General features: G+C 65.0%; 28 protein-coding genes. 20 read left to right on the plus strand and 8 right to left on the minus strand.

Translation table 11 applies throughout. The features are described from left to right. Nucleotides 1-1,257, minus strand: coding sequence for an aminotransferase class I/II-fold pyridoxal phosphate-dependent enzyme (locus tag J2Y49_RS12410; protein WP_310115150.1), 1,257 nt, complete (start codon nt 1,255-1,257; stop codon nt 1-3). Nucleotides 1,258-1,512: 255 nt separating this feature from the next. Between J2Y49_RS12410 and J2Y49_RS12415 the strand changes: the two genes are divergently transcribed. Next, nucleotides 1,513-2,076, plus strand: coding sequence for a DUF2239 family protein (locus J2Y49_RS12415; protein ID WP_310115151.1), 564 nt, complete (start codon nt 1,513-1,515; stop codon nt 2,074-2,076). 61 nt (nt 2,077-2,137) lie between these two features. On the opposite strand, the gene glnK is transcribed toward J2Y49_RS12415, so the two are convergent. Beyond that, complete coding sequence (glnK, locus tag J2Y49_RS12420; RefSeq protein WP_014189833.1) at nt 2,138-2,476, minus strand: P-II family nitrogen regulator; 339 nt, start codon at nt 2,474-2,476, stop codon at nt 2,138-2,140. A gap of 396 nt (nt 2,477-2,872) precedes the next feature. Here glnK and J2Y49_RS12425 point away from each other — a divergent pair, with 396 nt between their 5' ends. From J2Y49_RS12425 to J2Y49_RS12440, 4 genes are all read left to right on the plus strand, one after another. Beyond that, the gene (locus J2Y49_RS12425) at nt 2,873-4,156 is read left to right on the plus strand and encodes a UbiH/UbiF/VisC/COQ6 family ubiquinone biosynthesis hydroxylase (RefSeq protein WP_310115152.1); all 1,284 of its coding nucleotides are present in this window, start codon (nt 2,873-2,875) and stop codon (nt 4,154-4,156) included. A gap of 116 nt (nt 4,157-4,272) precedes the next feature. Continuing rightward, a complete protein-coding gene (locus tag J2Y49_RS12430) occupies nt 4,273-4,959 on the plus strand; it encodes an outer membrane lipoprotein carrier protein LolA (protein WP_310115153.1) in 687 nt (228 codons plus the stop codon). Nucleotides 4,960-5,046: 87 nt separating this feature from the next. Further along, nucleotides 5,047-5,676, plus strand: a complete 630-nt coding sequence (locus J2Y49_RS12435; protein ID WP_310115154.1) for an HdeD family acid-resistance protein — start codon at nt 5,047-5,049, stop codon at nt 5,674-5,676. Between the two features lie 78 nt (nt 5,677-5,754). Then, a complete protein-coding gene (locus tag J2Y49_RS12440) occupies nt 5,755-6,417 on the plus strand; it encodes a DedA family protein (protein ID WP_310115155.1) in 663 nt (220 codons plus the stop codon). Nucleotides 6,418-6,436: 19 nt separating this feature from the next. Here the strand turns inward: J2Y49_RS12440 and J2Y49_RS12445 are convergent, their stop codons facing one another. After that, a complete protein-coding gene (locus J2Y49_RS12445) occupies nt 6,437-7,075 on the minus strand; it encodes a LysE family transporter (protein ID WP_310115156.1) in 639 nt (212 codons plus the stop codon). 262 nt (nt 7,076-7,337) lie between these two features. Between J2Y49_RS12445 and J2Y49_RS12450 the strand changes: the two genes are divergently transcribed. After that, complete coding sequence (locus J2Y49_RS12450; RefSeq protein WP_310115157.1) at nt 7,338-8,324, plus strand: BMP family ABC transporter substrate-binding protein; 987 nt, start codon at nt 7,338-7,340, stop codon at nt 8,322-8,324. Between the two features lie 26 nt (nt 8,325-8,350). Continuing rightward, nucleotides 8,351-9,898 carry an ABC transporter ATP-binding protein gene (locus J2Y49_RS12455; RefSeq protein WP_310115158.1) on the plus strand — a complete coding sequence of 516 codons (1,548 nt, stop codon included), beginning with the start codon at nt 8,351-8,353 and terminating at the stop codon, nt 9,896-9,898. 24 nt (nt 9,899-9,922) lie between these two features. Here J2Y49_RS12455 and J2Y49_RS12460 read toward each other — a convergent pair whose 3' ends face one another. After that, a complete protein-coding gene (locus J2Y49_RS12460; RefSeq protein ID WP_012973951.1) occupies nt 9,923-10,171 on the minus strand; it encodes a DUF2312 domain-containing protein in 249 nt (82 codons plus the stop codon). Nucleotides 10,172-10,557: 386 nt separating this feature from the next. Here J2Y49_RS12460 and J2Y49_RS12465 point away from each other — a divergent pair, with 386 nt between their 5' ends. The 9 genes from J2Y49_RS12465 to J2Y49_RS12505 all read left to right on the plus strand — a co-directional run bounded on the left by J2Y49_RS12465 (nt 10,558) and on the right by J2Y49_RS12505 (nt 18,481). Further along, on the plus strand, nt 10,558-11,706 hold the full coding sequence (locus J2Y49_RS12465; protein ID WP_310115159.1) for a Re/Si-specific NAD(P)(+) transhydrogenase subunit alpha: 1,149 nt from the start codon (nt 10,558-10,560) through the stop codon (nt 11,704-11,706). 26 nt (nt 11,707-11,732) lie between these two features. Next, nucleotides 11,733-12,152: a proton-translocating transhydrogenase family protein gene (locus tag J2Y49_RS12470; protein ID WP_310115160.1), complete on the plus strand. Its 420-nt coding sequence runs from the start codon at nt 11,733-11,735 to the stop codon at nt 12,150-12,152. A 4-nt stretch (nt 12,153-12,156) separates the two neighbouring features. After that, nucleotides 12,157-13,551 carry an NAD(P)(+) transhydrogenase (Re/Si-specific) subunit beta gene (locus tag J2Y49_RS12475; RefSeq protein ID WP_310115161.1) on the plus strand — a complete coding sequence of 465 codons (1,395 nt, stop codon included), beginning with the start codon at nt 12,157-12,159 and terminating at the stop codon, nt 13,549-13,551. A gap of 125 nt (nt 13,552-13,676) precedes the next feature. Next, entirely contained in the window at nt 13,677-13,964 is a 288-nt protein-coding gene (locus J2Y49_RS12480) for a DUF1330 domain-containing protein (RefSeq protein ID WP_310115162.1), read from the plus strand. Nucleotides 13,965-14,108: 144 nt separating this feature from the next. Then, complete coding sequence (locus J2Y49_RS12485) at nt 14,109-14,237, plus strand: hypothetical protein (RefSeq protein ID WP_310115163.1); 129 nt, start codon at nt 14,109-14,111, stop codon at nt 14,235-14,237. Nucleotides 14,238-14,419: 182 nt separating this feature from the next. Beyond that, nucleotides 14,420-15,460, plus strand: coding sequence for an ABC transporter substrate-binding protein (locus J2Y49_RS12490; RefSeq protein ID WP_310115164.1), 1,041 nt, complete (start codon nt 14,420-14,422; stop codon nt 15,458-15,460). 30 nt (nt 15,461-15,490) lie between these two features. After that, the gene (locus tag J2Y49_RS12495) at nt 15,491-16,243 is read left to right on the plus strand and encodes an ABC transporter permease (protein ID WP_310115165.1); all 753 of its coding nucleotides are present in this window, start codon (nt 15,491-15,493) and stop codon (nt 16,241-16,243) included. Next, nucleotides 16,231-16,998, plus strand: coding sequence for an ABC transporter ATP-binding protein (locus J2Y49_RS12500; RefSeq protein WP_149222864.1), 768 nt, complete (start codon nt 16,231-16,233; stop codon nt 16,996-16,998). The genes J2Y49_RS12495 and J2Y49_RS12500 overlap by 13 nt, the downstream gene beginning before the upstream one ends. A gap of 487 nt (nt 16,999-17,485) precedes the next feature. Further along, a complete protein-coding gene (locus J2Y49_RS12505; protein WP_310115166.1) occupies nt 17,486-18,481 on the plus strand; it encodes an AraC family transcriptional regulator in 996 nt (331 codons plus the stop codon). Between the two features lie 6 nt (nt 18,482-18,487). Here J2Y49_RS12505 and J2Y49_RS12510 read toward each other — a convergent pair whose 3' ends face one another. Continuing rightward, the gene (locus J2Y49_RS12510) at nt 18,488-18,844 is read right to left on the minus strand and encodes a Lin0512 family protein (protein ID WP_310115167.1); all 357 of its coding nucleotides are present in this window, start codon (nt 18,842-18,844) and stop codon (nt 18,488-18,490) included. A gap of 113 nt (nt 18,845-18,957) precedes the next feature. Then, nucleotides 18,958-20,157 carry a 4-hydroxybenzoate 3-monooxygenase gene (gene pobA / locus J2Y49_RS12515; protein WP_310115168.1) on the minus strand — a complete coding sequence of 400 codons (1,200 nt, stop codon included), beginning with the start codon at nt 20,155-20,157 and terminating at the stop codon, nt 18,958-18,960. Between the two features lie 163 nt (nt 20,158-20,320). On the opposite strand from pobA, the gene J2Y49_RS12520 reads away from it, so the two are divergent. The 3 genes from J2Y49_RS12520 to J2Y49_RS12530 all read left to right on the plus strand — a co-directional run bounded on the left by J2Y49_RS12520 (nt 20,321) and on the right by J2Y49_RS12530 (nt 23,117). Beyond that, nucleotides 20,321-21,316 carry a helix-turn-helix domain-containing protein gene (locus J2Y49_RS12520; protein WP_310115169.1) on the plus strand — a complete coding sequence of 332 codons (996 nt, stop codon included), beginning with the start codon at nt 20,321-20,323 and terminating at the stop codon, nt 21,314-21,316. A gap of 92 nt (nt 21,317-21,408) precedes the next feature. Then, nucleotides 21,409-22,224 carry a serine O-acetyltransferase gene (gene cysE, locus J2Y49_RS12525; RefSeq protein ID WP_310115521.1) on the plus strand — a complete coding sequence of 272 codons (816 nt, stop codon included), beginning with the start codon at nt 21,409-21,411 and terminating at the stop codon, nt 22,222-22,224. 104 nt (nt 22,225-22,328) lie between these two features. Continuing rightward, nucleotides 22,329-23,117, plus strand: a complete 789-nt coding sequence (locus tag J2Y49_RS12530; RefSeq protein ID WP_310115170.1) for a DUF3750 domain-containing protein — start codon at nt 22,329-22,331, stop codon at nt 23,115-23,117. A 413-nt stretch (nt 23,118-23,530) separates the two neighbouring features. Here the strand turns inward: J2Y49_RS12530 and J2Y49_RS12535 are convergent, their stop codons facing one another. Together J2Y49_RS12535 and J2Y49_RS12540 are read right to left on the minus strand one after the other, a co-directional pair. Next, entirely contained in the window at nt 23,531-24,442 is a 912-nt protein-coding gene (locus J2Y49_RS12535; RefSeq protein WP_310115171.1) for a DUF4435 domain-containing protein, read from the minus strand. After that, the gene (locus J2Y49_RS12540; protein WP_310115172.1) at nt 24,432-25,760 is read right to left on the minus strand and encodes an AAA family ATPase; all 1,329 of its coding nucleotides are present in this window, start codon (nt 25,758-25,760) and stop codon (nt 24,432-24,434) included. The genes J2Y49_RS12535 and J2Y49_RS12540 overlap by 11 nt, the downstream gene beginning before the upstream one ends. Nucleotides 25,761-25,970: 210 nt before the next feature. Between J2Y49_RS12540 and J2Y49_RS12545 the strand changes: the two genes are divergently transcribed. Further along, complete coding sequence (locus J2Y49_RS12545) at nt 25,971-26,258, plus strand: hypothetical protein (protein WP_310115173.1); 288 nt, start codon at nt 25,971-25,973, stop codon at nt 26,256-26,258. The last annotated feature ends 247 nt before the right edge of the window (nt 26,259-26,505 follow it).

Genomic DNA, 26,505 nt, shown 5'->3' on the forward strand with positions numbered 1-26,505 from the left:
TCAGCCGAGAATGCGGACGATGGACGCGCAGGCCTGGGCGACGGTGTCGGTGTCCTGCACCAGGGCCACGCGGATGAAGGCCTCGCCGGGGTTCGGCTCTCCGGGGTTGCTGCGCGACAGGTAGGCACCGGGCAGCACGCGGACGGCGCCCTCCGCCCACAGCCGCTTGGCCACCTCCTCGCCGTTGCCGACCTCCAGCCACAGGAAGAAGCCGCCGGCCGGCCGCTGATAGCCGTAGCGCCCGCCCAGCTCCGCCTCCGCCGCCGCGAACTTGGCGCGGTAGGCGGCGCGGTTCTCCTCCACATGCGCCTCGTCGCGCCACAGCGCGGTGCTGGCGGCCAGGATCGGCAGCGGCATGCCGGCACAGCCGTAGCTGCGCAGGCGGGAGAAGCGCCCGATCAGCGCCGGGTCGCCGGCGACGAAGCCGGAGCGCAGGCCGGCCGCGCTCGACCGCTTGGACAGCGAATGGAAGACCAGCAGGTTGGCCCAGGGCTTCCCGTCCTCGTGCGGCAGGGCGGTTGCGACCTGGAGGGCGCCGACCGGCGGCGCGTCCAGCCAGATCTCGGCATAGCATTCGTCGACCGCCAGCACGAAACCGTATTGCCGCGCCAGCCCGATGGCCTTGGCCAGATAGGCCGGGGAGGCGGCGGCGCCCTGCGGGTTGGCAGGGGTGCAGAGATAGAAGAGGGCGGTGCGTTCCAGCAACTCCGGCGTCAGCGCGTCGAGGTCGGGCAGGAAGCCGGTCTCGCGGGTGGCCGACAGGAACACCGGCTCCGCCCCCGCCATCACCGCCGCCCCCTCGTAAGGTGCATAGAAGGGGTTCGGCATCAAAACCGCGGGCTGGCGCCCGGCCTTGCGCGTCGGGACCGCCAGCAGGGCCAGCATGAACAGGGCCTCGCGCGTGCCGGACAGCGGCAGGATGGAACTGTCGGCGTGCAGCAGTCCGGCCGGCAGGTCGTAGCGGCGGGTCAGCCAGTCGCCGGCCGCGGCGCGGAACTCCGGCGTGCCGCCGACCGGCGGATACTTGTTCCAGCCGGCGCCGTTGGCGCGCAGCGTCTCTTCGATGATGGCGGGCGGGGTGTGCTGCGGCTCGCCCACCGTCAGCAGGATGGGGGCGACGTTGGCGCGCGGGGTGATCGGCGCCAGCAGGTTGGCCAGCCGGGTGAACGGATAGTCGGTCAGCAGGTCGAGCCGATCGTTGCCGATCGCCTCGGTGAAGACGGCACCGCTGTTGACGCTGAAATCGGCAGAGACCATGACGACCGGAACCCTCTTCCCACCCCGGGTGCCGCACCCCGGCCAGGGGCGACGGCCACGCCTTACGAGCGACCGATCCTATCGGCGGGGCACGGGGGGCACAAGCGCCCAAAGCCCTTGCTTGCGGCTGAGCGCGGCAGGTGGCCGAACGGTCACAGGGGGGTGACTCTTTCCCATTCCGCCATTATACCCGGATAATATTGACTTCCACATTTCATCCGGGTAAAAAGCCGTCCTCACAACCGGAGTCCGTCCATGTCCGTCACCGCCGAGACCCTCTGCACCGCCTTCCGTGGCGAGCGCCGCCTTGCCGCCGGGGATGCGCTGAGCGTCGCACGGGCGTTGCGGGCGGCGCTGGACGCGGAGCCGGACGGACCGCCGGTGCTGGTGTTCGACGATGCCACTGGAAAGGCGGTCGACCTCGATCTGCGGGGAAGCGATGAGGAGGTCGCGTGGCGTCTTGCTCCGCCGCCGAGGGGGCCGGGGCGGCCGAAACTGGGGGTGGTGGCGCGGGAGGTGACGCTGCTGCCGCGTCATTGGGACTGGCTGAACGCCCAGCCGGGCGGGGCGTCGGTGGCGCTGCGCAAGCTGGTGGACGAGGCGCGCAAGGGCAACGAGGCGAAGGACCGCGTGCGCCATGCGCAGGACGCCGCCTATCGCGTCATGCTGGAACTGGCCGGCGACCGGCCGGGCTATGAGGAAGCGGTTCGGGCGCTCTATGCCGCGGACCGTGCGCGGTTCGACGCGTTGACGGCGGACTGGCCCGCCGACCAGCGGGATTATATCCGGACGCTGGCGGCGGATGCGTTTGCCGGCTGAGAAAGCGGACAGGCGCGCAGACGCGCGCCCGCCATTGCCGGCATCCTTGGGGCCGGCAGCCTTACAGCGCCTCGGAGTTGGTCTCGCCGGTGCGGATGCGCACGGCCTGGGCGATCTCCAGCACGAAGATCTTGCCATCGCCGATGCGGCCGGTGTTGGCGGCCTTCTGGATCGCCTCGACCACCTGCTCGTACTGGTCGTCGGACACCGCGACCTCGACCTTCACCTTGGGCAGGAAGCTCACGGAATATTCGGCGCCGCGGTAGATTTCCGTCTGGCCCTTCTGGCGGCCGAAGCCCTTGACCTCGCTGACGGTCAGGCCCTGGATCCCGAGCGACGTCAGCGCCTCGCGCACTTCGTCGAGCTTGAACGGCTTGATGATGGCCATAACCAGTTTCATGTGGCTTCCCCTTAAAGCGTTGTTCCGGCCGCGGATAAAGGCTGTGGCCGCCAATTGCGGTTCCAGTCCGGCCCGACAGCCGTTCCGTCCTTCCGCCGATGGCCCAAGCCTGTTCGCGTCGACCGCAAAAAGCAACGATTACAAGAATCGTGCCGGTTGAAATGCGCTGCAACGATGGGAATATGCCTGTTGATTGGGCGCTCAAAAGGGCGGCATCTGCTCAAAAATTGCTCAGCGGCAATCTGTCCGGTGCATGGCGGCCGCCGGCCGGGGACAGGAGACTGGACAGGACGCCCCCGTGCGACAATTGTTTCACCGCGCGCGGCACCGGCAAGGCTCACGTCCGGCCGGTCGACCGCAGCGCAGGCGCAAGAAGGCGAGAGGGCAGCGAGCATCATGGCCGTACCGGGCACCGAATCGGGCAACGCGACCATCCCCCCCCAGGGAGGCGTCGGCGGCGACATCACCACCGAGGTCGTGGTGCTGGGCGGCGGTCTGGCCGGGCTGACCATGGCGGCGGCGCTGGCCAGCGCCGGCGTACCGGTGGTCTGCATCGACCAGGACAGCCCGGAACGCAAGGGCGGCGGGGATTTCGACATCCGCACCACCGCCATCTCCTATGCCTCGAAGATGGTGCTGGAGTCGGCGGGCGTCTGGCGCCACATGGCCGATCAGGCCGGTCCGATGCTGGACATCCGCATCGCCGACCAGTTCTCGCCTCTGTTCATCCATTACGACCACACCGAACTGGCGATGGAGGGCAAGCACCAGCCCTTCGGCTGGATTCTGGACAACAAGGACATTCGCCGCGCCCTGTTCACGCGCGCGGCCGAGCTGCCGGGGCTGGTCCATCTGGCGCCGGCCAAGGCGACGGCGGTGGAGCGCACGCGGTCCGGTGTTTCCGTCACGCTGGCCGACGGGCGGACGGTGCGCGGCCGGCTGCTGGTCGGCGCCGACGGGCGGCGGTCGCTGGCGCGCGAGAGCGCCGGGATCAGGGTGCGGCGCTGGTCCTACGATCAGAGCGCCATCATCTGCACCATTCGCCACACCGAGCCGAACAAGGGCGTCGCGGTCGAGCATTTCCTGCCCAACGGCCCCTTCGCCGTCCTGCCGATGACGGACAACCGCTGTTCCATCGTGTGGAGCGAGAAGACCTCGCTGGTCGACACCTACCTCGCTCTGCCCGACGACCAGTTCATCGACGAACTGCAACGGCGCTCCGGCGGCTATCTGGGCGAGATCATGCTGCTGACCAAGCGCGAGGCCTGGCCGCTGTCGGTGCTGTTGGCCGACCGCTTCGTCGCCGACCGGCTGGCCCTGGTGGGGGAGGCGGCGCACGCCATCCACCCCATCGCCGGGCAGGGGCTGAACCTGGGCATGCGCGACGTCGCGGCATTGGCGGAGGTGGTGGTCGACGCCTACCGCCTCGGCCTCGACGTCGGCGGGCCGGAGGTGCTGGCCCGCTTCCAGCGCTGGCGCCGCTTCGACACCGTGCTTCTGGCGGCGGTGTGCGACGGGCTGGTCCACCTGTTCTCCAACAGCATCCCGCCGCTGAAGTTGGCGCGCAACCTGGGCATGGCGGCGATCAACCGCCTGCCGCCGGTCAAGCGCTTCTTCATGAAGCACGCCATGGGCGTGGTCGGCGACCTGCCGCGGATGATCCGGGGCCAGCCGCTTTGAGGAAGCCCCTTTGAAGCAGCCATTTTGCCGGCACCGGTAATCCTTGGCAGCGGGGGGCGGACGCCTTATGTCCGCCTCACTGCCCGATTAAGGAATACGGGCTCTTACGACCAAGGATGAAGATCGTGCTTCGCCGCCTCTCCCGCTCCATGTTGCCTGGCGCCCTGCTGTCCGCCGTACTCCTGGCTCCGCTGCCGGTCATGCTCGCCCAGTCCGCCGTCGCCGCGCCGGCCGCGCCCATGTCGCTTTCGGCGCAGGACCAAGCCATCGTCGCCAAGGTGGAGGAGTATCTGAACGACATCACCACCCTGCAGTCGAAGTTCCTGCAGGTGGCGCCCAACGGGCGGCAGGCGACCGGCACCTTCTATCTGTGGCGGCCCGGCCGGATGCGGCTGGAGTATGACCGACCGCTGAAGGACTTCATCGTCGCCGACGGCAGCTTCGTCTTCTATTGGGATGGCGAGATGCGCCAGCAGTCGAGCGCGCCGATCGGATCGACGCTGGCCGACTTCATTCTGCGCAAGAACATCCGCCTGTCGGGCGACGTGACCGTCACAGAGGTGTTCCAGGCCCCCGGCGTGATCGAGGTCAGCCTGCTGGAGACCAAGGATCCCGGCAAGGGCACCCTGACGCTGGTGTTCGAGGACCGTCCCTTCCAGCTGCGCAAGTGGCGGGTGCTGGACGCCCAGGGCATGACCACCGAGGTCGCCCTGCTGAACCCGCGCACCGACGTCACCTTCGACCGCGAGATGTTCTATTTCAAGGAGCCGGCGCGCGGATCGGACTTCGGCCGCGGCAACTGAGCGGTCCCACATCTTCAATACCGGGCCGGCAACAAAACCCTTCGCCTCCTGTTGTCATTTCGCAAGACGGGCAGCGGGAGGCGTTTCATGTCCTACGATCCGGCACAGCGGGCGACCCTTGAGCCCGCAAGCCGCCTGCACAGCGTGAACATGCTGCTGGCGCGCAACTGGTGGGCGCTGGCGTTGCGCGGGGCGGCGGCCATCCTGCTGGGGATACTGGCGTTGATGATGCCGGGCGTGACGGTGGCGACCCTGGCGCTGACCTTCGCCGCCTATCTGCTGCTGGACGGCGTCTTCGCCATCATGGCCGGCATCCGTGCCTCCCGCCACCATGAACGCTCGCTGCCCTTCATCCTGGAGGGCGTCGTCAGCCTGATCGCCGGCATCGTCGCCGCGCTGTGGCCGGCCGCCAGCCTGTTCGCCCTGGTCTTCCTGATCGCCGCCTGGTCGGTCATCACCGGCTTCGCCGAGGTGATGGGCGCCTGGCGCATGGACCGCACCCACGGCAAATGGGCCTGGGGCGTGGCCGGCGTGCTGTCGATCCTGTTCGGCCTCAGCATGTGGGTGCTGCCGGCGCTGGGTCTGCTGGCGCTCGCTTGGGGTGTGGCGGCCTATCTGATCGCGTTCGGCATGCTGGCGCTGGTGACCGCCTTCCGGCTGCGGCGCTGCCACCAGGAAAACAGCGGCTCCGGCGGCGGGATGGCGAAGGCGGCGTGAGGGGGCGGGAACCGTCTGCCGCAGCCGGCCGTTTTCCCGATGCGGGTCATATCGACCGGTGGGGGAGGATGGAACGGAATGGATGGCGGATTGACGGACTGGCTGGTGCACACCATGCACCACCTTCACTATATCGGGATCTTCCTGCTGGTGGCGCTCGCGCGGATCTTTCCGCCGCTGCCGGCCGAGTCGGTGATTCCGCTGGCCGGGATCGGGGCGGCGACCGGCGAGTTCACGCTGGTCGGGATCGCCATCGCCGGCGGGTTCGGTTCGCTGGCCGGGCAACTGGTGTGGTTCCTGCCCAGCCGGCTGATGGGCCGCGACCGGCTGGAAGCCTTCCTGAAGAAATACGGTCCCTGGCTGACCATCAACCCGAAGAAGGTGCGGCAGAGCACCGATTGGTTCGGCAAACACGGCGGCATCGCCGTGCTGTTCTCGCAGCCGGTGCCGGGGGTGCGGACCCTGATCTCGATCCCGGCCGGGGCGTGCAGGATGTCGATCCTGAACTACTCGCTGGCCTCGGGGATCGGCTCGATCCTGTGGACGGCGCTGCTGGCCTGGACCGGCTACATGCTGTCGACCTGGCCTTTTGCACACCGGCTGATCGGCTATTTCACCGTCGGACTGCTGGTGGTCCTGGTCGGGCTCTATCTGTGGCGGCTGACCAAGCACCTGCATCTGCTGCGCAAGGGAAGCGCGGTGCCGGACGCTCCTTCCGCCACGCCGACCGCAGGCTGCTGACGGGGTCAGGCTCCGGATATCAGGCCCAGGCCATGCCGACGATGCCGGTCGCGGCCATGCCCAGCGCCCACAGGCCGAAAACGCCGAGCGCCACGCCAGTGCAGTGGTTCAGCATGGTCAGCCCGCGGTCGGAGATGCGGTGGCGGACGGCGGCGACGCCCATCGACAGCGTCATCCACCACAGCGACGATCCGATGAAGACGCCCAGCACCAGGGTCGAGGCCTCCAGCCGGTCCAGCGTGCCGCCCAGCCCGAAGCCGGCGAAGATGGCGATGAAGGCCATGATGGTCGCCGGGTTGGTCAGGGTCAGCGACAGCCCGGTCATGAAGCCGGTGAACCAGGATTTGGTGTCGGGGGCGGAGGCCGCCTCCCGCTCTTCCGCGTCGGGCTGCTGGCGGAAGGTGCGGATCGCCACCACCAGCAGGAAGATGCCGCCGATCAGCTGGAAGGCCGTCTCGTGTCCGCGCAGAAAGCTGAGTGCCGCCGAAACGCCGAAGGCGGCGATGGCGCCGTAGATGGTGTCAGCCACCGCGGCGCCGAATCCGGTGAAGAAGCCCATCAGGGGGCCGTGCTGCAGGGTGCGGCGGATGCACAGAAGACCGATCGGCCCCACGGGTGCGGCGATGGCGAATCCGAGAACGATTCCCTGCAAAAGCACCCAGACTTCATCCACCGAGCGTCGCCCCCCGAACCTATTGCCAGATCCTGTCGCCAAAACCTGTGGCCTTGCCGGCATGCCGCTGCAAACCGCAACCGGTTCGACGCAACGACTATCGGCGGGGGTGATAAACGCCCCCGTTCCCGTCGTCAACCGGGGGCGCCGCGATTCGCTGCACCGTATCGTCCGCTTTCCCTGTTGTGCGGAATGATGGCGCGGTTATCCTTTGGGTCAAGTTTCGGCTTTCCGGAGTGGGTGGGACATGAAGACGCGTATCCTTGCCGCCATGCTGGCGATGACGGCGATCACCGCGGTCGGGCCCCAGGCGCTGGCGCAGGACTTCTCGCCGGCCGTGGTGTTCGACCAGGGCGGCAAGTTCGACAAGTCCTTCAACGAGGCCGCCTACAATGGTGCCGAGCGCTTCAAGAAGGCTACCGGCACCGCCTATCGCGAGTTCGAGATCACGAACGAGGGGCAGCGCGAGCAGGCCATGCGCACGCTGGTCCGCCGCGGAGCCTCGGTGATCGTCGCCGTCGGCTTCTCGCAGACCGCGGCGGTGGAGAAGGTGGCGAAGGAGTCGCCCAACACCAAGTTCTGCCTGATCGACGACAAGCTGGAGGCTCCCAACGTCCAGTCCGTGACCTTCAAGGAGGAGGAGGGCTCCTTCCTGGTCGGCATGGCGGCGGCGCTGGCGTCGAAGACCGGCAAGGTCGGCTTCATCGGCGGCATGGACATCCCGCTGATCCGCAACTTCCTGACCGGCTACGAGCAGGGCGTGAAGCATGTGATGCCGGGCGCCGAGGTGTTCGTCAACATGACCGGCACCACGCCGGCCGCCTGGAACGATCCCGGCCGCGGGGCGGAACTTGCCAAGAGCCAGTTCGGCCGCGGCGCCGACGTGGTCTTCGCCGCGGCGGGCGCCACCGGCCTCGGCGTGATGCAGGCGGCGTCCGATGCCGGCAAGCTCGCCATCGGCGTCGACAGCAACCAGAACCACGTCCATCCCGGCAAGGTGCTGACCTCCATGGTCAAGCGGGTCGACGTCGTCGTCCATGACTGCATGAAGTCGGCGAAGGAGGGCAGCTGGAAGGCCGGCCACCGTGTCGTCGGCCTGAAGGAGGACGGTGTCGGCTATGCGCTGGACGAGCATAACCGCAAGCTGATCACGCCGGAGATGGAGGCCAAGCTGGAAGAGGCCGAGAAGCAGATCATCGCCGGCTCGCTGGCTGTCAAGCCGTACAAGCCCTGAAACAATCTCCGGGACCGGCTCCGTCGATGATGCAGGAAAACCCGCCGCCCGCCCGCTCCGGCATCGCTCTCGAAACGGTGGCGATCAACAAGTGGTTCGGCACCAACCATGCCAACCGCGACGTGTCGCTGTCCGTGCCGGCCGGAACGATCCACGGGGTGATCGGCGAGAACGGCGCCGGAAAGTCGACGATCATGAGCATCGTCTACGGCTATCTGCGCGCCGACGGCGGCGAGATCCGGGTGAACGGCAATCCTGCCGCCATCCGGACGCCGCGCGACGCGCTAGCCGCCGGCATCGGCATGGTCCACCAGCACTTCATGCTGGTCGACCCCTTCAGCGTGCTGGAGAATGTCCTGCTGGGGGCGGAAGGCGGGGTGACCCTGTCGGGCGGCCTCGCCCGTGCGCGGGCGGAACTGACGCGGCTGGCCCGCGACTATGGGCTGGAGGTCGATCTCGACAGTCCGGTCGGCGACCTGCCGGTCGGTGCCCAGCAGCGGGTGGAGATCCTGAAGGCGCTCTATCGCGGCGCCGACATCCTGATCCTCGACGAGCCGACCGGCGTGCTGACCCCGCAGGAGGCCGACCACCTGTTCCGCATCCTGCGGGCGCTGCGCCAGCAGGGCAAGACGGTGATCATCATCACCCACAAGCTCCGCGAGATCATGGAGCTGACCGACAACGTCACGGTGATGCGGCGCGGACAGGTGGTCGCCAACGTCGCCACCCGCGACACCAGCCGGGAGCAGTTGGCCGAGCTGATGGTCGGCCGCAAGGTTCTGCTGCGCGTCGACAAGACGCCGGCCAAGCCGGGGGCGGAGGTGCTGCGGGTCGAGGGGTTGCGGGTGCGCGATCCGTCGGGTGTGGAGCGGGTGAAAGGCGTCGGCCTGTCGGTGCGGGCCGGCGAGATCGTCGGCATCGCCGGGGTATCCGGCAACGGCCAGTCCGAACTGCTGGAGGCATTGGCCGGCATGCGGCCCATCGCCGGCGGCTCCGTCCGGCTGCGGGGGGAGGAACTGGCCGGCCATGCGAACCGCTTCAACGCCCGCGCGCTGCGCGGGCTCGGCGTCGGCCATGTGCCGGAGGACCGGCAGAGGGTCGGCCTCGTCACCGGCTTCTCGGCGGAGGAATGCTCGATCCTGGGATTCCAGGACGATCCGGCCTGGAACGGACGGGTGCTGCTCGACCGCGACGCCATCGCCGCCAACTGCGCCCGCCAGATGGAGGATTACGACACCAGGCCGCGCGACGGCACGCTGGCGGCGGCCAATTTCTCCGGCGGCAATCAGCAGAAGATCGTGCTGGCGCGCGAGATCGAACGGAATCCCGACCTGCTTCTGGTCGGGCAACCCACCCGCGGCGTCGACATCGGCGCCATCGAGTTCATCCACCGCCGGCTGGTGGCCCTGCGCGACCAGGGCAAGGCCATCCTGCTGGTCTCGGTGGAACTGGACGAGATCCGCGCCCTGGCCGACCGCATCGTCGTGATGTTCGACGGCCACATCGTCGGCGAGGTTCTGCCGGACGAGGCGGACGAGAAGACGCTGGGACTGATGATGGCCGGCTGCAACTGACCGGCCCTCACACCCTCCAGGTCGTTACTCCACCATCCCCAGCGCTTCCTTGTAGAGCTCCAGGATGGCTTCCTGCTCCTGGCGGTCGGCCTTGTCCATCTTTCGCAGGCGAATGATCTGACGGATGATCTTGGTGTCGAAACCGGTGCCCTTCGCCTCGGCGTAGACTTCCTTGATGTCTTCCTGCAGGCCGCGCTTTTCCTCTTCGAGACGCTCGATGCGCTCGACGAAGGACTTTAGGCGATCAGCCGCGATGCCGCCGACGTCGGACATGGCAAAACCTCAAACGATGGGGGTGTTCTGGAACAGGGGCGGGACAATATCGGCGGGCGGGGGGATTGGCAAGCCGACGATGCGCCCCGCCCGGACGGGGCGGGCTTGCGCCTGCGTCATCACGTCGCGGTGGTTCCTTCGTACACCCTGTGCCGCCGCGCGGATTTGAACAGCCCGTGGCTGGTTTGTCTTATTATCTGAAACAATCGTACGATAGGCTCACGCAGCCATTCCCTTTGTTGCGATGCACTGTATAGGCTGGTATTACCATCGAGGGGTTCGGCTTCACAAAGTCACACGGATGCGGCATGTATGCCCGTCGTCTGGGCCGATGACCCATGGGGGATGCCGGGATCGGCGTATCTGAGGCAGGGGAGTCTTATCTAATGAAAGTCGCCATTCCAAAGGAGCGACGTGCGGGCGAACTTCGCGTGGCCGCCTCACCGGAGACGGTGAAGAAACTGAAGGGTTTGGGACTGGACGTGGTGGTGGAGAGCGGGGCCGGTCTCGGTTCCAGCCTTCCCGACGCGGCCTATGAGGCGGCGGGGGCCGCCATCGCCGCCGATGCCGCGTCCGCGCTGGCCGACGCCGACATCGTGCTGAAGGTGCAGCGGCCGCTGATCGCTGCTGAAGGCGACCTGGACGAGCTGGCGCTGATGCGCAAGGGCGCGTTGCTGTTCGCCATCCTCAACCCCTACAACAGCCGCGACCATGTGAAGGCCTACGCCGATGCCGGCGTCAACGCCTTCGCCATGGAGTTCATGCCGCGCATCACCCGCGCCCAGGTCATGGACGTGCTGTCCTCCCAGGCCAACCTCGCCGGCTACAAGGCCGTCGTCGATGCCGCCGGCGAGTATGGCCGTGCCTTCCCGATGATGATGACCGCCGCCGGCACCGTGCCGCCGGCCCGCGCCTTCATCATGGGCGTCGGCGTCGCCGGCCTGCAGGCCATCGCCACCGCCAAGCGCCTCGGCGCCATCGTCTCGGCCACCGACGTGCGCCCGGCGGTGAAGGAGCAGGTGCAGTCGCTGGGCGGCAGCTTCGTCGCGGTCGAAAACGAGGAGTTCAAACAGGCGGAAACCGCTGGCGGCTACGCCAAGGAGATGTCGGACGACTACAAGCGCCAGCAGGCCGCGCTGGTCGCCGAGCACATCAAGAAGCAGGACATCGTCATCACCACCGCGCTGATCCCCGGCCGCAAGGCGCCGATCCTGGTGACGGCGGAGCATGTGGCGTCGATGAAGCCGGGTTCGGTGATCATCGATCTGGCTGTGGAGCAGGGCGGCAACGTCGAGGGCGCCAAGCTGGGCGAGGTGGTGACCACGGCCAACGGCGTGAAGATCGTCGGCCATGCCAACTACGCCAGCCGCATCGCCGAGTCCGCGTCGCTGCTCTACGCCAAGAACCTGCTGGCGCTGCTGACCTCGCTGCACGGCAAGGAAACGGGCGTGGCCGTCAACTGGGACGACGAGATCGTCAAGGCCATCGCGCTGACCCGCGACGGCGCCGTCGTCCATCCCGCCTTCGCCGGCTGACCGGGCGCCTGAGGAGACTTACCGCAATGGACCAGACCCAACTGTCCGCCCGTATTGCCGAGCTCAAGGCGAATCTCGCGGCGCTGAGCCAGCAGGCCGACCAGCTTGCCGCCCAGGTCGCTCACTCGGCCCAGCCCGCCGTGGAGGCCGCTGGCGGCCACGGCGACTTCTTCGTCACCGGCCTGACGGTGCTCGTGCTGGCCTGCTTCGTCGGCTACTACGTCGTCTGGCGCGTCACCCCGGCTCTGCACTCGCCGCTGATGGCCGTCACCAACGCCGTGTCCTCGGTCATCATCGTCGGCGCGCTGATCGCCGCCGGACCCGCAGGCTTTGGCTTCTCCAAGGTTCTGGGCTTCCTCGCCGTCATCCTGGCAAGCGTCAACATCTTCGGCGGCTTCCTCGTGACCCAGCGCATGCTCTCCATGTTCAAGAAGAAGGGCAAGTAAGACCATGGAAACCTTGTCGGCCCTTCTCTATCTCGTCGCCTCCATCTGCTTCGTCATGGCGCTGCGCGGGCTCTCCAGCCCGGAGACCTCGCGCCAGGGCAACATCTACGGCATGGTCGGCATGACCATCGCCATCCTGACCACGCTGGCCTCGCCCATCGTCCAGTCCTATTGGATGATCGTGCTCGGCATCGCCATCGGCGGCGCCATCGGTTACGTCGTCGCCAAGAAGATCGAGATGACGGCGCTGCCGCAGCTGGTCGCCGCCTTCCACTCGCTGGTCGGCCTCGCCGCCGTCTTCGTGGCGCTCGCCGCCTTCTACTCGCCGGAGGCCTACGGCATCGGCGTGGCCGGCGCCATCGCCAAGGGCTCGCTGGTCGAAATGGCACTCGGCACCGCCATCGGCGCCATCACCTTCACCGGCTCGCTGGTCGCCTTCGCCAAGCTGCAGGGGCTGGTCACCGGCAAGCCGCTGGTCTTCCCGATGCAGCACCCGCTGAACGCGGCGCTGGGCGTGCTGACCGTCATCCTCATCATCTGGCTGGTGCAGTCGAACTCGTCGGCCGCCATGTGGCTGATCGTGCTGGTGGCGCTGGCGCTCGGCTTCCTGCTGATCTTGCCGATCGGCGGCGCCGACATGCCGGTGGTGATCTCGATGCTGAACAGCTATTCCGGCTGGGCGGCCTGTGGCATCGGCTTCACCCTGCAGAACAACCTGCTGATCATCACCGGCGCGCTGGTGGGTTCCTCGGGCGCGATCCTGTCCTACATCATGTGCAAGGGCATGAACCGCTCGATCTTCAACGTCATCCTCGGCGGCTTCGGCGGCGAGAGTGCCGCTGCCGGCGGTCCCGCCAAGGGTCCGCAGGGTTCGGTCAAGGCCGGCTCGGCCGAGGACGCCGCCTACATCATGAAGAACGCCCAGTCGGTCATCATCGTCCCCGGCTACGGCATGGCGGTGGCGCAGGCCCAACATGCCCTGCGTGAAATGGCCGACGTGCTGAAGCATGAGGGCGTGGACGTGAAGTACGCCATCCACCCGGTGGCGGGCCGCATGCCCGGTCACATGAACGTGCTGCTGGCGGAAGCCAACGTGCCGTATGACGAGGTGTTCGAGCTGGAGGACATCAACCGCGATTTCGGCACCGCCGACGTGGCCTTCGTCATCGGCGCCAACGACGTGACCAACCCGGCGGCCAAGACCGATCCGACCTCGCCGATCTACGGCATGCCGATCCTGGACGTGGAAAAGGCCAAGACGGTATTCTTCATCAAGCGCGGCATGGCGGCGGGCTATGCCGGCGTGGAGAACGAGCTGTTCTTCCGCCCCAACACCATGATGCTGTTCGGCGACGCCAAGAAGGTCACCGAAGAGGTCGTGAAGGCGATGGAAGCCTGATCGGCATCCGTCTGCAATCGACCGGAACCGATTGACCGGAACCGATTGACCGGACAGGGCGCGGGGGCGAAGCTTCCCGCGCCCTTTTCTTTGGGCCGAAAAAGACAAGAGAGGATGCGGAAACCATGGCCGCCTACATCATCGCCGACGTGCGCGTGACCGACCCGGTCGCCTATGAGGTCTACAAGTCGCTGACCCCCGATGCGATCGCCAGGAATGGCGGGCGTTTCCTCAGCCGCGGCGGCGAGACGGCGGTTCTGGAGGGCGGCTGGCAGCCCAACCGCATCGTCATCCTGGAATTCCCCGACATGGCGACGGCCAAGGCCTTCTACGACAGCCCGGAATACCGCAAGGCGCGCGAAGCCCGGCGCGATGCCGCCGACTTCAAGATGATCGTGGTGGAGGGGCTGTAACGCACCGGGAGGTGCCGTTACCAAGCGTTACACAACGCCGCCCGCGGGACACACGGCGGCAACACGGCCCCGCTATCGCTTGCCGTCACCGAGAGCCGGTGGGGTCCGCCCCGCCGGCTCCCCCACAGTGATGGAAGTCCGGATATGGACGACGACGACTTTGCCGAACCGCTCGATTCGCACATCGCGCTCTGGACCCGCATTGCCGTGGCGATCCTGATGCTGGGCGTTTCGCTCTGCTGCGTCTCGCTCTATCTGTTGACGGATTTCTGAGTCCGGTCCGCCCGCACCGCGCCGAACCCACAATTCCTGCGGTTTCCAGACATTCCGAATCAGAAAATAACACTGTATATGTGTGTTATTGTAAATTCCCGTGCATGGATGTGTGGAAATCTCTCTTCCCCAAACGCGCAACCGTGCTAAATAGCGTCGGAACCCCAGTCGAGGATGATCCGATGCTCCGCCTGACCCGTCGCTCCACCCTTGCCGCCCTGGTCGCCCTCGCGTCGGCTGCCGCATCGGCCGTCGCCGTCATGCCCGGCACCGCGCGCGCCGCCGACCCGGTGAAGCTGGAGATCGGCTACATCCCGATCCTGGCCGCCTCGCCGCTGTTCATCGTCGACGGGCAGGGCTGGGCCAAGGAGGCGGGGATCCAGCTGAAGCTGACCCGTTTCGAATCCGGCCCGCACGCCATCCAGGCGATGGCTGCCGGCCAGATCGACCTGCTCTATGCCGGCGTCGCCCCGGTTCTGGTCGCCCGCACCAAGGGCGCCGACATTTCGGTCATCGCCAATTCGGCGGTGGAGGAGATGGTGGTGGCCGCCCGCGGTCCCTTCGCCAAGGCGGTGGGCGCCAATCCGACCGCCGAGACCTTCAAGAAATTCGCCGCCGACACCGGCCGCAAGCCGAAGATCGGCACCCAGCCGCCGGGCTCCGTCCCCGACACCGTGCTGAAGCACTGGCTGTTCAAGGTGGTGAAGGTCGATCCGGCCGATGTCGAACTGGTGCCGATGGGCATCGAGAAGACGCAGCAGGCCCTGTTGGCCGGCGCGCTCGACGCCGCCACCATCCGCGAGCCGACGGTGACCGTCACCCAGCAGATGGACCCGAATGTCGTGCTGGTCGCCACCGGCGCCCAGATGTTTCCGGACCAGCCCGGCACCGTCGTCTCCGCCCGCGCCGAGGTGCTGAAGAAGAGCCCCGACGCCATCAAGGCGCTGGTCAAGGCCCATATCCGCGCCGTCGACATGATTGCCAAGGATCCGGCCGCGTCGGCGAAGCTGGTGAACAACTATCTCGGCAAGGGCCTGATGGAGCCGGCGACGCTGGAGGCCGCCTTCAAGGGTCCGGGCTCCAAGTTCGTCGCCGATCCCCATTCGGTCGTGCCGGCGGTGGAGAAGATGATGGCCTTCACCAAGGAGATCGGGTCGGCCAGCGAGACCATTCCGGTGGCCGAGGCCTTCGACTTCAGCTTCTACGACGCCGTCGCCAAGTAAGCCGGCGCGCCCAGGGATATCGGAAAGCCGATGAAGACCACCAACAAGATCGCCCTGTCGGCGCTGGGCGTCGTCGTCTTCCTGCTGGCGTGGGAAGCGGTGGCGCGCAGCGGCGTGGTGCCGGCCCGGCTTCTGCCGTCGCCGAGCGCCGTGCCCGCCGCCTTCCTGACCGAGTTCAAGAGCGGCACCTGGCAGGCGATGGTGATGGCCAGCCTGTCGCACTATCTGGTCGGCCTGTCGCTGGGCACCTTCCTCGGCGTGTCCTTCGGCACGGCGGCGGCGCTGTGGGGCAAGTGGGACGCCTTCCAGGCCTGGGTCGTGCGCATGCTGCGCCCGATCCCGGCCATCGCCTGGATCCCCTTCGCCATCATCTGGTTCGGCGTCAGCGAGGCGGCGGCGTCCTTCCTGATCGCGCTGACGGTGTTCTGGATCAACTACTACGCCAGCTACGCCGCGGTGCGCGGGGTGGACAAGGACCTGATCGAGCTGGGCTATGCCTTCGGCCAGGGCGGGCTGATCCCGCGCCTGTTCAAGATCATCCTTCCGGGCGCGCTTCCGGGCATCCTGTCGGGCCTGCGCGCCGGGCTGGGCCAGGGCTGGATGACGGTGGTCGCGGCCGAGCTGTTCGGCATCTCTGGCCTCGGCATGCGGATGATGGAAGCGTCGGGCCTGCTGGCGACCCACATCGTCGTGCTCTACATGGTCACCATTGCGCTGCTCTACGGCGTGTCGGATTTCCTGTTCATGCAAGTTCAGTCGCGGGTGCTCTCATGGCAGCGGTGACCCTCTCGAAGACCACCGCCGCGTCGGTCATCGACCTGGAGGACGTGTCCATCGGCTATGGCAGCGACGCGCCGCCGGTGCTGGTCGACGTCAACCTGTCGGTCGAGCGTGGCAGCTTCGTCGCCATCGTCGGCCCGTCGGGCGTCGGCAAGTCCACGCTGCTGCGCGTCGTCGCCGGGCTGCATACCGCCCGCAGCGGCGGCGTCACCATCCACCAGGACAAGCGTCCCGGCCACCGACCGGTCGGGCTGGTGTTCCAGGATTCCCGCCTGCTGCCATGGCGCCGGGTGATCCGCAACGTGGAGTTCGGGCTGGAGGGCCTGCCGGTCAGCCGCGACGAGCGTCGTCAACGGGCGGAGGCCGCGCTGAAGCTGGTCCGGCTGGACGGCTATGCCCGCCGCTGGCCCTATGAGTTGTCGGGCGGCCAGCGCCAGCGCATCGGCATCGCCCGCGCCATGGCGGTGGACCCGGACATCCTGCTGATGGACGAGCCCTTCGGCGCGCTGGACGCCATCACCCGCCACAACCTTCAGGACGAGTTGCGCCGCATCCATCAGGAAACCGGCAAGACCGTGCTGTTCGTCACCCACGACCTGGAAGAGGCGGTGCATCTGGCCGACCGCATCATCGTGCTGGGCGGCACCCCGGCGCGGGTGGTGCGCGACGTGCGCAACAGCGCCGGCCGCGACGGCTCTGTTTTCCGCGATCAGGTGGAGCAGCTGCGGTCGGAGATCGCGGACAATTACAGCATCTGATCGGGCGGGCATTGGAGAATGCTCCCGCCGTTTGGTGGGTATCGGATGCTCACATCTCGTATTTGCAAGGAACTGCAATCTTTGAAGGCGGATAGCCCTTCTCCCCTTGCGGGAGAAGGGATGGGATGAGGGGCAGTGGCCGCAGGCCGAAAGGAAGCTTGGATTTGCGCCCCCTCACCCCAACCCCTCTCCCGCGAGGGGAGAGGGGCTTTGCCCGACTCCAAACTGCTCTTCCTGCTGCAAAAGTGAACTCTATGCATGCAGTGGCGCCCGGCAGGGGAAAGCCTGGAGAAACCCGCGGTCGGCAGGTTTTCCGATCATAGCCCCATCGTACAATTTCCTATGCGAACAGTCTCTGGCAGCCTGAAATCCGGCATGATGTTTGCTGCGTTGCGGCAAACCGGCTGCGAGGGGCTGCGTCATGGGACCGCACCGACCGTCTTTTGGGCACACCGCCGACCAGCTTGGCGGGGGGCGCACAGGAACTGTGCAGCACAACATCCTGGCCGCCGCGGCTTGCGGGGTGTCCGGCTTCATCGCCGCGCAGGGCGGCTGCCCCGACCGGGTGTTCCACCGCGCGGGCGTGGAGGAGCGGGCGCTCGGCCAGCCGACGGTGGCGCTCGACCTCCGCGCCTATGTGGCGATGATGGAGGTGGCGGCGGCGGAGACCGGCAACGACAATTTCGGCCTGATGTTCGGGCGGCAGTTCCAGCCGGAGATGCTGGGGCTGATCGGCTCCATCGCGCTGGCCGCCCCGACGCTGGGGGCCGCGCTGGACCATCTGGCTCGGCTGTTCCCCTTCCACCAGCAGGCGACCGAGACCCGATTCGTCCGCGAGGGCGAACTGCTGCGGCTGGAATACCGCATCCTCGACGGCTGCATCGTCGAGCGGCGGCAGGATGCCGAACTGACCATGGGCATGTTCGCCAATGTGGTGCGCGCCTGCCTCGGCCCGCAGTGGATGCCGGAGGAGGTCCATTTCGAGCATCCCAAGCCGGAGGGCTGGCGCCAGCATGAGGCGCTGTTCGACGCGCCCGCCCATTTCGGCCAGAGCACCAACGCCATCCTGCTGCGCGACCGACATCTCGACCGCCGCATGCCCGGCGGCGACATGGGCCGGCTGACCGGACTGTGCGGCACGCTGATCGACATCGCCCGCGGCACCGGCACGCCGCCGCTGCTCGACCGCGTGAAGGCGGAGGTGCGGGCGCGGCTGCCGGAAGGCCCGCCCTATGTCGAGGACATCGCCGACCGGCTCGGCATCGCCCGCTGGACCCTGCAGCGCCGGCTGGCCGACGAGGGGCTCAGCTTCTCCGATCTGGTGGAGGGGGTGCGGCGCGATCTGGCCGCCGTCTATATCCGCCAGCGCCATGTGCCCATCGCCGACATCGGCGCGCTGCTGGGCTATTCGGAGGTCAGCGCCTTCAGCCGCGCCTTCCGCCGCTGGTTCGGCGTGTCGCCGGCGAGGATGCGCGGGGCCTGAGACCGGTCAGATCCCGACCTCGACCGCCGCGTTGACGACGTAGATCTGCTCGTTGCGGTCGTTCTTGTCGGCCAGGAAGATGCCGCTCGGCGCCAGCATGCCGCCGCTGGTGACATGGATGGTGACGGCGCCATAGGGAAAAACGGCCTTCACCGCCTCATGGTCCAGCCGGTCGGCATCGGCCGGGACGGCAAGGTGGACCCGCACCTGCATCTTGCTGGTGTCGCCATCCACCAAGGCGCGCATGCCGGGCATGGAGTTGCGCTCTATGGCGTTGCGCACGGCACGGATTGCGGCCTTGGTCACGTCCTGGCCATGCAGGTCCACCCCCATGCCGAGCTCCACGAACATCACCTGCTTCATCGCGTCGAACTTTCCTGTCGGTGTCGGGTGGTGGGGATGATGGCGCGCAGGCGTGGGGAGGACCAGGGGGCAGGGGTGGGATTTTCGGGGGGTGGAAGGAGCCGACGCGTTCCTCACTCCATCGGCAGTCCCACGTAATTCTCCGCCAATGCCGTCATCGCGGCGCGGGAGTGGACGAGATAGTCCAGCTCCGCCAGATGCACGCGCTGCTCGAAGGGCGACTCATGTTCGTTCCGGTGCAGCATGGTGGTCATGTACCAGGAGAAGCGCTCCGCCTTCCAGATGCGGCGCAGGCAGGAGGCGCTGTAGCATTCCAGCCCCTCGGTGCTGCCGGACTTGTAGTAGGCGGTCATGGCGCGGGACAGGACTGCTACGTCGGCGACCGCCAGGTTCAGGCCCTTGGCGCCGGTGGGCGGCACGATGTGGGCGGCGTCGCCGGCGATGAACAGGCGGCCGTGCTGCATGGGATCGCAGACGAAGCTGCGCATGGCGATGATCCCCTTCTGGAAGATCGGGCCTTCCGTCAGGGTCCAACCGCTGTCGTCCTCCAGCCGGCGGTGCAGTTCGGACCAGATGCGGTCGTCGGACCAGTTGGCGATGTCGTCCTTGGGATCGACCTGGATGTAGAGCCGCTGCACCTCCGGCGAGCGGGTGCTGAGCAGGGCGAAGCCGCGCTCGTGGTTGGCGTAGATCAGCTCACCGTGCGACGGCGGCGCCTCGGTCAGGATGCCGAGCCAGCCGAAGGGATAGATCATCTGGTATTCGGTGCGCGCGGCGGCGGGAATCGCCTGCCGGCTCGGCCCGTGGAAGCCGTCGCAGCCGGCCACGAAATCGCAGCGCAGCTCCTCCACCGGCCCGTCGGGGCCGCGGCGGAACCGGACGCGCGGCGCCTTGCCGTCGAGGTCGAGGAACTGCACGTCGGAAACGCCGAACAGGATGCTGCCGCCATCCTCCAGCCGGGCGGAGACGAGGTCGCGGATCACCTCGTGCTGGGCATAGACGGTGACGCGCTTGCCGCCGGTCAACTCCGCCATGTCGATGTGGTGGCTCCGGCGGTCGAAGCGCAGGGTGATGCCGGAATGGAAATGGCCCTCGCGCATCATGCGGCCACCCAGGCCCATCCCGTTCATCAGGTCGACCACCCACTGCTCCAGCACGCCGGCGCGGATGGTGCCTTCGATCTCCTCGCGGCTGCGGTGCTCAAGGATCACCGACTCGATGCCTTGGCGGTGCAGCAGATGGGACAGGAACAGGCCGGCCGGGCCGGCGCCGACGATGGCGACCTGTGTGCGGGTCGATCCGGTGGTTTGCATGTCTCTCGCCCCCTTCGGGAAACCGGGTTCGGCTCGTTTTTTTGATGATTGTTGTGCGCACCAATCATTCGTGATCATGCTATTCCCGCAGGCGGATGGCAGGACATAGACGAACCGGTGAAAGGCTTGTACTTTTCATCGTCAGGCCGCCGGAGCCCGTGCGATGTCCGCCCAGCATGCCCACAGCGCCGAACCCATTCCCCGCTATTGGCTCTATGGCGAGCCGCCGGCCGTTCCGGAGCTGCGCTTCGTCCATATCGAGACGATCCCGGAACGGATGCGCTTGTACAATTGGGAGGTCCGTCCCCACCGCCACGACGGGCTGAGCCATGCGCTGCTGGTCACCGGCGGCGGCGGGCAGCTCACTGTCGACGGGGTGGACACCGCCTTCCGCGCGCCCGCCCTCATCGTCGTGCCGGCGCAGGTGGTGCACGGGTTCCGCTTTGATCCCGGCACCGACGGCCATGTGCTGACCATGTCGGAAGGCTTCCTGGCCGGCGTGCTGGCCGCCGTGCCGGATGCGGAGCTGCGCGCCGCGCCGCCCCTGCCGCTGGCCTGGGATTTGGGCGAGGGATCGGACGAGGCTGCGGCGCTGTCCCATGCCTTCGCCGCCATCCGGCGGGAGTTCCGCGCCCATCATGTCGGCCGGGCCAGCGCGATTGCCGCCCATGTGATGCTGCTGCTGGTCGCCGTGGCGCGGCTGAGGGCCGGCCGGCGCGACGATGGGGCCCGCGACGGGCAGGGGCAGTCCCCCGACGTCCGGCTGCTCGCCCGGCTGCGGCCGATGATCGACGAGCGGTTCAGCCTGCATTGGCCGGTGGAGCGCTATGCCGCTGCCCTGGGCGTCACGCCGGGCCGGCTGAACGCCGCCTGCCGCCGTGTCACCGGCCTGTCGACCCTGCAGTTGGTCCATACCCGGCTGATGCTGGAGGCCCGGCGGTCGCTGATCTACACCAGCCACGGCATGGCGGAGATCGGCTATGCCCTGGGCTTCGAGGACCCGGCCTATTTCTCCCGCTTCTTCGCCAAGCGCGAAGGGCGGTCGCCGCAGGCCTTCCGGCGGGCGCACGCCAAGGACGGGAACGAAGCCGACGGCGCAGCGGGAGGCAGCCTTGACGGCAACGGCCTTGACCGCACCGGGGGGGTCTCACCACAGTAGCATCCTGCGGATTTGGTGGGGCGGCCGGGCACGCCCTGCGGGAAGGGGTGATGGCGATGGACAGCCTGCCGATGGATAGCCTGACTGTGACGATGCGGGAAGCGGCGGAGTCGGTCGAACAGTCGCTGTGGCGCCGCCTGCGCGCCGATGCCGTTCGCGTTGCGGAGGAGGAAAGCGGCCTCGCCCCCTTCCTGTATGACGCGGTGCTGGCGCGCGACGGCTTCGGGCCAGCGCTGGCGGCGTTGCTGGTGCGCAAGCTGGCCGATCGCGCCATGCCGGAGGACCGGCTGGCCGCCGTGGTGCGCGACGCCATGGAGTCCGACCCGGCCATCGTCGATGCTGCCGCCGCCGACCTCGCCGCCATCCTGGCGCGCGACCCGGCCGCCGACGGCTGCCTGACGCCCTTCCTCTATTTCAAGGGCTTCCACGCCCTGCAATGGCACCGCGTCGCCAACTGGCTGTGGAAGCGGCAGCGCCACGACCTCGCCCATTTCCTGCAGAGCCGCGTGTCGGAGGCCTTCGCCGTCGACATCCACCCTGCGGTTCCGGTCGGGCGCGGCGTCTTCATCGACCATGGCACCGGCGTGGTGATCGGCGAAACCGCGGTGATCGGCAATGACGTGTCGATCCTGCAGAACGTCACGCTGGGCGGCACCGGCAAGGAGCATGGCGACCGCCACCCCAAGGTCCGCGACGGCGTGCTGCTGTCGGCCGGGGCCAAGGTGCTGGGCAACATCACCATCGGCGCCCACGCCAAGGTCGGCGCCGGCAGCGTCGTGCTGAAGGACGTCCCCGGCTGCGCCACCGTGGCCGGCGTGCCCGCCAAGGTCGTCGGCTGGTGCCGCGACGAGCCGGCCCCGGCGCTCACCATGGACCAGAGCCTGCAGCAGGGCGACTACAGCATCTGACCGACTTGCGGCCGGAACCGGCCGTATTCCTTGCCCCGTTCCTTGCACTGTCTCTCCGCTGTCACCGGAAATCCGTTGTCCGGGTGACTACATGGAAGACGGGCGTGGAATCCGCGCGGGGGCAGGGCGTGAGGGTCGTGAAGGTGCTGCTGGCATTTCTGTTGACGCTGGTCCTGCTGCTCGCCGGGCCGGCTTTTCTCATCGCGTCCGGAACCGTACCGACGGCCGTCGACTGGAACCGCATCGACCGCAGCCCGGTGGGCCTCGCCCCCGACGCGGCGACGACCCCGGAGGCAGTGGTACAGGTCTATGCCGCGCGCGTGCTGTCCTGGCGCGGCGCCTTCGGCGTGCATCCCTGGTTCGCCGTGAAGCCGGCCGGCGCCCGCAGCTACACCGTCTATGAGGTGATCGGCTGGCGCGCCTACCGCGGCCTGCCGGTGGTGGCCGTCAGCAACCGTGATCCCGACGGCCACTGGTTCGGTGCCCAGCCCGCCCTGCTGGGGGAACTGCGCGGTGCCGCCGCCGAGGCCGCGATCCCCAAGATCGCCGCTGCCGCCGCCAGCTACCCCTTTGCCGGCGAGTACCGGGTCTGGCCCGGCCCCAACAGCAACACCTTCGCCGCCTGGGTCGCCCGCGCCGTGCCGGAACTGCGGCTCGACCTGCCGTCCACCGCGCTGGGCAAGGATTATCTGGGCCGCGGCCTGTTCGCCCGGGCGCCGAGCGGCACCGGCTGGCAGATCAGCCTGTTCGGCGTCGCCGGCCTGCTGCTGGCGCTGGAGGAGGGGTTGGAGATCAACCTGCTGGGCCTGACCATCGGCATCGACCCGCTGGACCTTGCAGTGAAACTGCCGGGTCTCGGGCGTATCGGATGGTTTGATTCCGGGTCGGCTTAAAGGAGCCGAAGAAACAGGAGATGGGGAAGAAGATATCGGTCAGTTGGGTTGACCGAAGCACACCATCCAGACCTTGAACTTCGAAGGAAGGATGGTGCCCAGGGACGGAGTCGAACCGCCGACACGGGGATTTTCAGTTGGAGCGCACCTAAGCTTGATCATTCGCTTAGGTGCGCTTACTTGGAGAAAACTGCCCATTGGTACCCATGAAGCTCCCATCAGGGAGCATTCCAACCAGTGGACTGTTAGCTACGTATGGCACTCATGTAGGATCGCTTTGTTGTCGATCTTGTTGCACTTCGGCGATGAAGGGCATTTGGTATGAGCCCAAACATCTAAGTGAAACGTAGCACTATTATCATTGATCCCTGTAGCATTACGACAAGACATCTTTTATGATGTTTCCCTTTCTATCAAAATGCTGAAGCTGTAAATGCACGTACGATCCTGTCTTCGTAATATTTTCTCTCTTCTCGGCTCAGGTCTTTAGCCTCCCTTTCTGAGAAAATTGATAGTATTTGAGATATAATTTCGTCATTCGAAATGCTTTTCCTTCCATATGACTTAGCCTTGCGTGATACATACTTTATTACCAGACCCATCAAAGAGTGCCCTGGATACAGGCGAGTGGATAGCGCTAGCTGAGAAGGAATGTGTCTACGCTTTACATATTTATGCTTGTTTCTTTTAAGGCGATTAATCATAGATTTTCTATCAATAATACCAGTATCGTCAAACTTTGATATTGCACCTCCAAAATTTTGATCGGTTGGGCAGATGCCGCAGTTGCAGCCGTCAGATTGGAGTTGAAGGTGAAGAAGAACCCATGAAAGCCTCGTGAACTCATTAAGAGTTTTACTAAATTCTTGATAATGGTTGGGGTACTCATTGGCTGAGCACTGACAGATAGCTCTCACTGTTTTAGCTACAAGCAGAGGCTTAACAAGGTCATTTTCCCAGGCGTATCCAAATGTATATATGATACGGTCATCTTGCTTCAACCCGTTACGATAATCATTCCAATCTCGATCAAGTATCGCGATGGTATTCCTTAGATTTTGGTTTATTATCTCTTCTGCCTTTGCCGAAACGTTCTGGCAATCACCTATTGGTTTGAAGTGAAAGGTGCGACCAGGAACAAACTTATGAAACATAGTCTCCCAAAAAACTAGATCCTCCGCATTATCATTTGAAGCGCCACTCGCAAGGTTTGATGGCTCAATTCCTTTGCCACCTTCGCAGTAAATAACCAATGAAACGCGAGCAAAGATCGCATAATTATTCTGACCACTTCTGGTTCTAGAAAATAATGGCCTATTGCTCATTTCCGCCCTCGAAGTGGATAACTTTGTTTTGATAGTGAGAAACGATATCAGGTGAGTGAGTGGCAAATACAAGCTGACAGTTAGGATTAAGTTCTCGAAGTGCGTCAACAATCTTCTCTTGCCACATCACGTGGAGGCTCAACTCCGGTTCGTCCGCCATGTATATCGTTGGGCGTTCTTCCTGTAAAAGAGCCTCAACAAGAAGAATAAATAGCTGCTTTTCACCAGATGAAAGCTCACTAGCGTTTATTATCTGCATTGGCTTTCCTTCTCTATGCGTCGTTCTAAGGAGAACGATATCGCCTGAGTCGGTAATAACGCTGATCTTACCCTCATTGAAATCATCAAGGAATTTTGTCAGCTTTCTTTCGGGCGTTCTTATGTCATCAACCTTTTTGCTGTATTCCTTCCAATGCTTGATAATATCATGCAATTGTGCTGTCGCTGTTAGGTTTGTGAAGTCATTTATCTGGAATCCTTGGCGTTGGCTTCTCGCGACTCGTATGGCTTTAACAGAGTTATTATGAGCATGAAAGAAGTTAGTTATAACGGCAGATGTCTCTTTGCTAAAATAACCAAGTTCATGAAATAGGCTTCCAATTTCGACTTGGTAATTTTCAACCTCAGGCTTGAAGCAATTTTCAATAACTTCTGAACCGTCTCTTATCGTTAGAAGAGAAATAAAGACGTTTCTGTCGAACTCCTTCCTTGCCACTTCCATTTTTGATTTTTGCCTATTCATGTAAGCTCGAAACCTATTTGCAAGCTCTTCAATATGGCGGTCGATAGGGTTTGCAATGCTCACAGAATAAGGCTCAGGAGAGCGCGATCTTTGAGCGCGCATCAGAGACAACCAAGTTACTTGCGTCAACTGAGACACAGCTTTATTCATTGATGGGCTTGCTTTTAGAGCATAATCGAGGAAAAAAGCTGTGTTATCGCCCTCTGGCCGAATTGTATCGACAATGACTGGCTTGGTTTTTACTGAATTTTCGTGAAAAGAGATGGTTGCGCTATGAAAGTATCCATATTGCCCTTGAGACTTTCTTCTAACAACAATGAATACTGGAGATAGAGTTGTTGGAGATCGCAATTCTACTGAAAAGTACGAAAACCAAATATCTTTTATAGCATTGTAGTCCCCAATAAAAACTCCAGACAATATAGAAAGTACTGACGTCTTTCCAGTTCCATTAGGGCCGATAAGAAAATTAACATCTTCTGAGACAGTAAACTGTCTGTCTACTACATCCCATAAGCCTCTAATTCTTATCTCTTTGATGCGGTAATCGCCTTTTGTACTTAATGTCTTTTCCATCGTTTTCTCGCATATCAACCGGTTGAGCTAGTGCTGTGTATCTCGCATAACGAGGTGCAGTCCAGAATATTGTATTTCGACAACATGGCCAACTAGGTTTTCTGTATTTAAAATCAATGCCTTAGACGGAACATTTCGAAGCGAATTCGAAATCCATTCGACAACAGTTGACGCAGCATCGTCACTGCAGTTCCATGCGGTTGAGAACGCATGGAGAACGAAATGCCCGATGAACCTCAAGCGAAGCGCTCATCTCCGTGGTCGCGCGAAGGTCAGCCGGTGCCAGACGATCATCTGATCGTCTGCGCCACGGTGGTACTGTCGAAGCATTCTGGCAAACTAACCAACCGACGAGCCGACGACGCCACGCGCCAGATCATAGCCCGCGATCGGGTCGCCCAACTGCGCCGCTCCGGCTACCAGATCACCTTCGGGCCGGAAGTACCCGACCACGGCAGAATGACCTCGCCCGTGATTGGAGATCACGACGATGCCTGACCATACCAACGGTCCCGGCCCGGACCTGTCGGAACAGACGGCGTTCTGACCGCGGCGGAGTGTCCGGATCACTCCATCGCAGCAGCGATGCCCGTCCTAAGCACTGGTGGTCCCTTTCCCATACGTGGGCGGTATCAGAGGACGACAATCACCCAGCCGGCGCGGAGCTGACTCTCCGCGGCCGTCCGACTGGCCCAGGCGCAAGGCCGGAACGGGCGGTTGTGTTTTTCCACATATATTCTCTTTC

This window comes from Azospirillum sp. BE72 (assembly GCF_031455875.1).
GTDB lineage: Bacteria > Pseudomonadota > Alphaproteobacteria > Azospirillales > Azospirillaceae > Azospirillum.

Bases quoted from the DNA above. Each gene is read 5' to 3' on its own strand.
- pobA (WP_310115168.1), bottom strand. From the start codon at position 20,157: ATGCAAACCACCGGATCGACCCGCACACAGGTCGCCATCGTCGGCGCC.
- J2Y49_RS12475 (WP_310115161.1), top strand. From the start codon at position 12,157: ATGGAAACCTTGTCGGCCCTTCTCTATCTCGTCGCCTCCATCTGCTTC.
- J2Y49_RS12425 (WP_310115152.1), top strand. From the start codon at position 2,873: ATGGCCGTACCGGGCACCGAATCGGGCAACGCGACCATCCCCCCCCAG.
- J2Y49_RS12435 (WP_310115154.1), top strand. From the start codon at position 5,047: ATGTCCTACGATCCGGCACAGCGGGCGACCCTTGAGCCCGCAAGCCGC.
- J2Y49_RS12470 (WP_310115160.1), top strand. From the start codon at position 11,733: ATGGACCAGACCCAACTGTCCGCCCGTATTGCCGAGCTCAAGGCGAAT.
- glnK (WP_014189833.1), bottom strand. From the start codon at position 2,476: ATGAAACTGGTTATGGCCATCATCAAGCCGTTCAAGCTCGACGAAGTG.
- J2Y49_RS12545 (WP_310115173.1), top strand. From the start codon at position 25,971: ATGGAGAACGAAATGCCCGATGAACCTCAAGCGAAGCGCTCATCTCCG.
- J2Y49_RS12465 (WP_310115159.1), top strand. From the start codon at position 10,558: ATGAAAGTCGCCATTCCAAAGGAGCGACGTGCGGGCGAACTTCGCGTG.
- J2Y49_RS12415 (WP_310115151.1), top strand. From the start codon at position 1,513: ATGTCCGTCACCGCCGAGACCCTCTGCACCGCCTTCCGTGGCGAGCGC.
- J2Y49_RS12490 (WP_310115164.1), top strand. From the start codon at position 14,420: ATGCTCCGCCTGACCCGTCGCTCCACCCTTGCCGCCCTGGTCGCCCTC.
- J2Y49_RS12535 (WP_310115171.1), bottom strand. From the start codon at position 24,442: ATGAGCAATAGGCCATTATTTTCTAGAACCAGAAGTGGTCAGAATAAT.
- J2Y49_RS12440 (WP_310115155.1), top strand. From the start codon at position 5,755: ATGGATGGCGGATTGACGGACTGGCTGGTGCACACCATGCACCACCTT.
- J2Y49_RS12410 (WP_310115150.1), bottom strand. From the start codon at position 1,257: ATGGTCTCTGCCGATTTCAGCGTCAACAGCGGTGCCGTCTTCACCGAG.
- J2Y49_RS12480 (WP_310115162.1), top strand. From the start codon at position 13,677: ATGGCCGCCTACATCATCGCCGACGTGCGCGTGACCGACCCGGTCGCC.
- J2Y49_RS12485 (WP_310115163.1), top strand. From the start codon at position 14,109: ATGGACGACGACGACTTTGCCGAACCGCTCGATTCGCACATCGCGCTC.
- J2Y49_RS12455 (WP_310115158.1), top strand. From the start codon at position 8,351: ATGATGCAGGAAAACCCGCCGCCCGCCCGCTCCGGCATCGCTCTCGAA.
- J2Y49_RS12540 (WP_310115172.1), bottom strand. From the start codon at position 25,760: ATGGAAAAGACATTAAGTACAAAAGGCGATTACCGCATCAAAGAGATA.
- J2Y49_RS12510 (WP_310115167.1), bottom strand. From the start codon at position 18,844: ATGAAGCAGGTGATGTTCGTGGAGCTCGGCATGGGGGTGGACCTGCAT.
- J2Y49_RS12450 (WP_310115157.1), top strand. From the start codon at position 7,338: ATGAAGACGCGTATCCTTGCCGCCATGCTGGCGATGACGGCGATCACC.
- J2Y49_RS12495 (WP_310115165.1), top strand. From the start codon at position 15,491: ATGAAGACCACCAACAAGATCGCCCTGTCGGCGCTGGGCGTCGTCGTC.
- cysE (WP_310115521.1), top strand. From the start codon at position 21,409: ATGCGGGAAGCGGCGGAGTCGGTCGAACAGTCGCTGTGGCGCCGCCTG.
- J2Y49_RS12520 (WP_310115169.1), top strand. From the start codon at position 20,321: ATGTCCGCCCAGCATGCCCACAGCGCCGAACCCATTCCCCGCTATTGG.
- J2Y49_RS12500 (WP_149222864.1), top strand. From the start codon at position 16,231: ATGGCAGCGGTGACCCTCTCGAAGACCACCGCCGCGTCGGTCATCGAC.
- J2Y49_RS12460 (WP_012973951.1), bottom strand. From the start codon at position 10,171: ATGTCCGACGTCGGCGGCATCGCGGCTGATCGCCTAAAGTCCTTCGTC.
- J2Y49_RS12430 (WP_310115153.1), top strand. From the start codon at position 4,273: ATGAAGATCGTGCTTCGCCGCCTCTCCCGCTCCATGTTGCCTGGCGCC.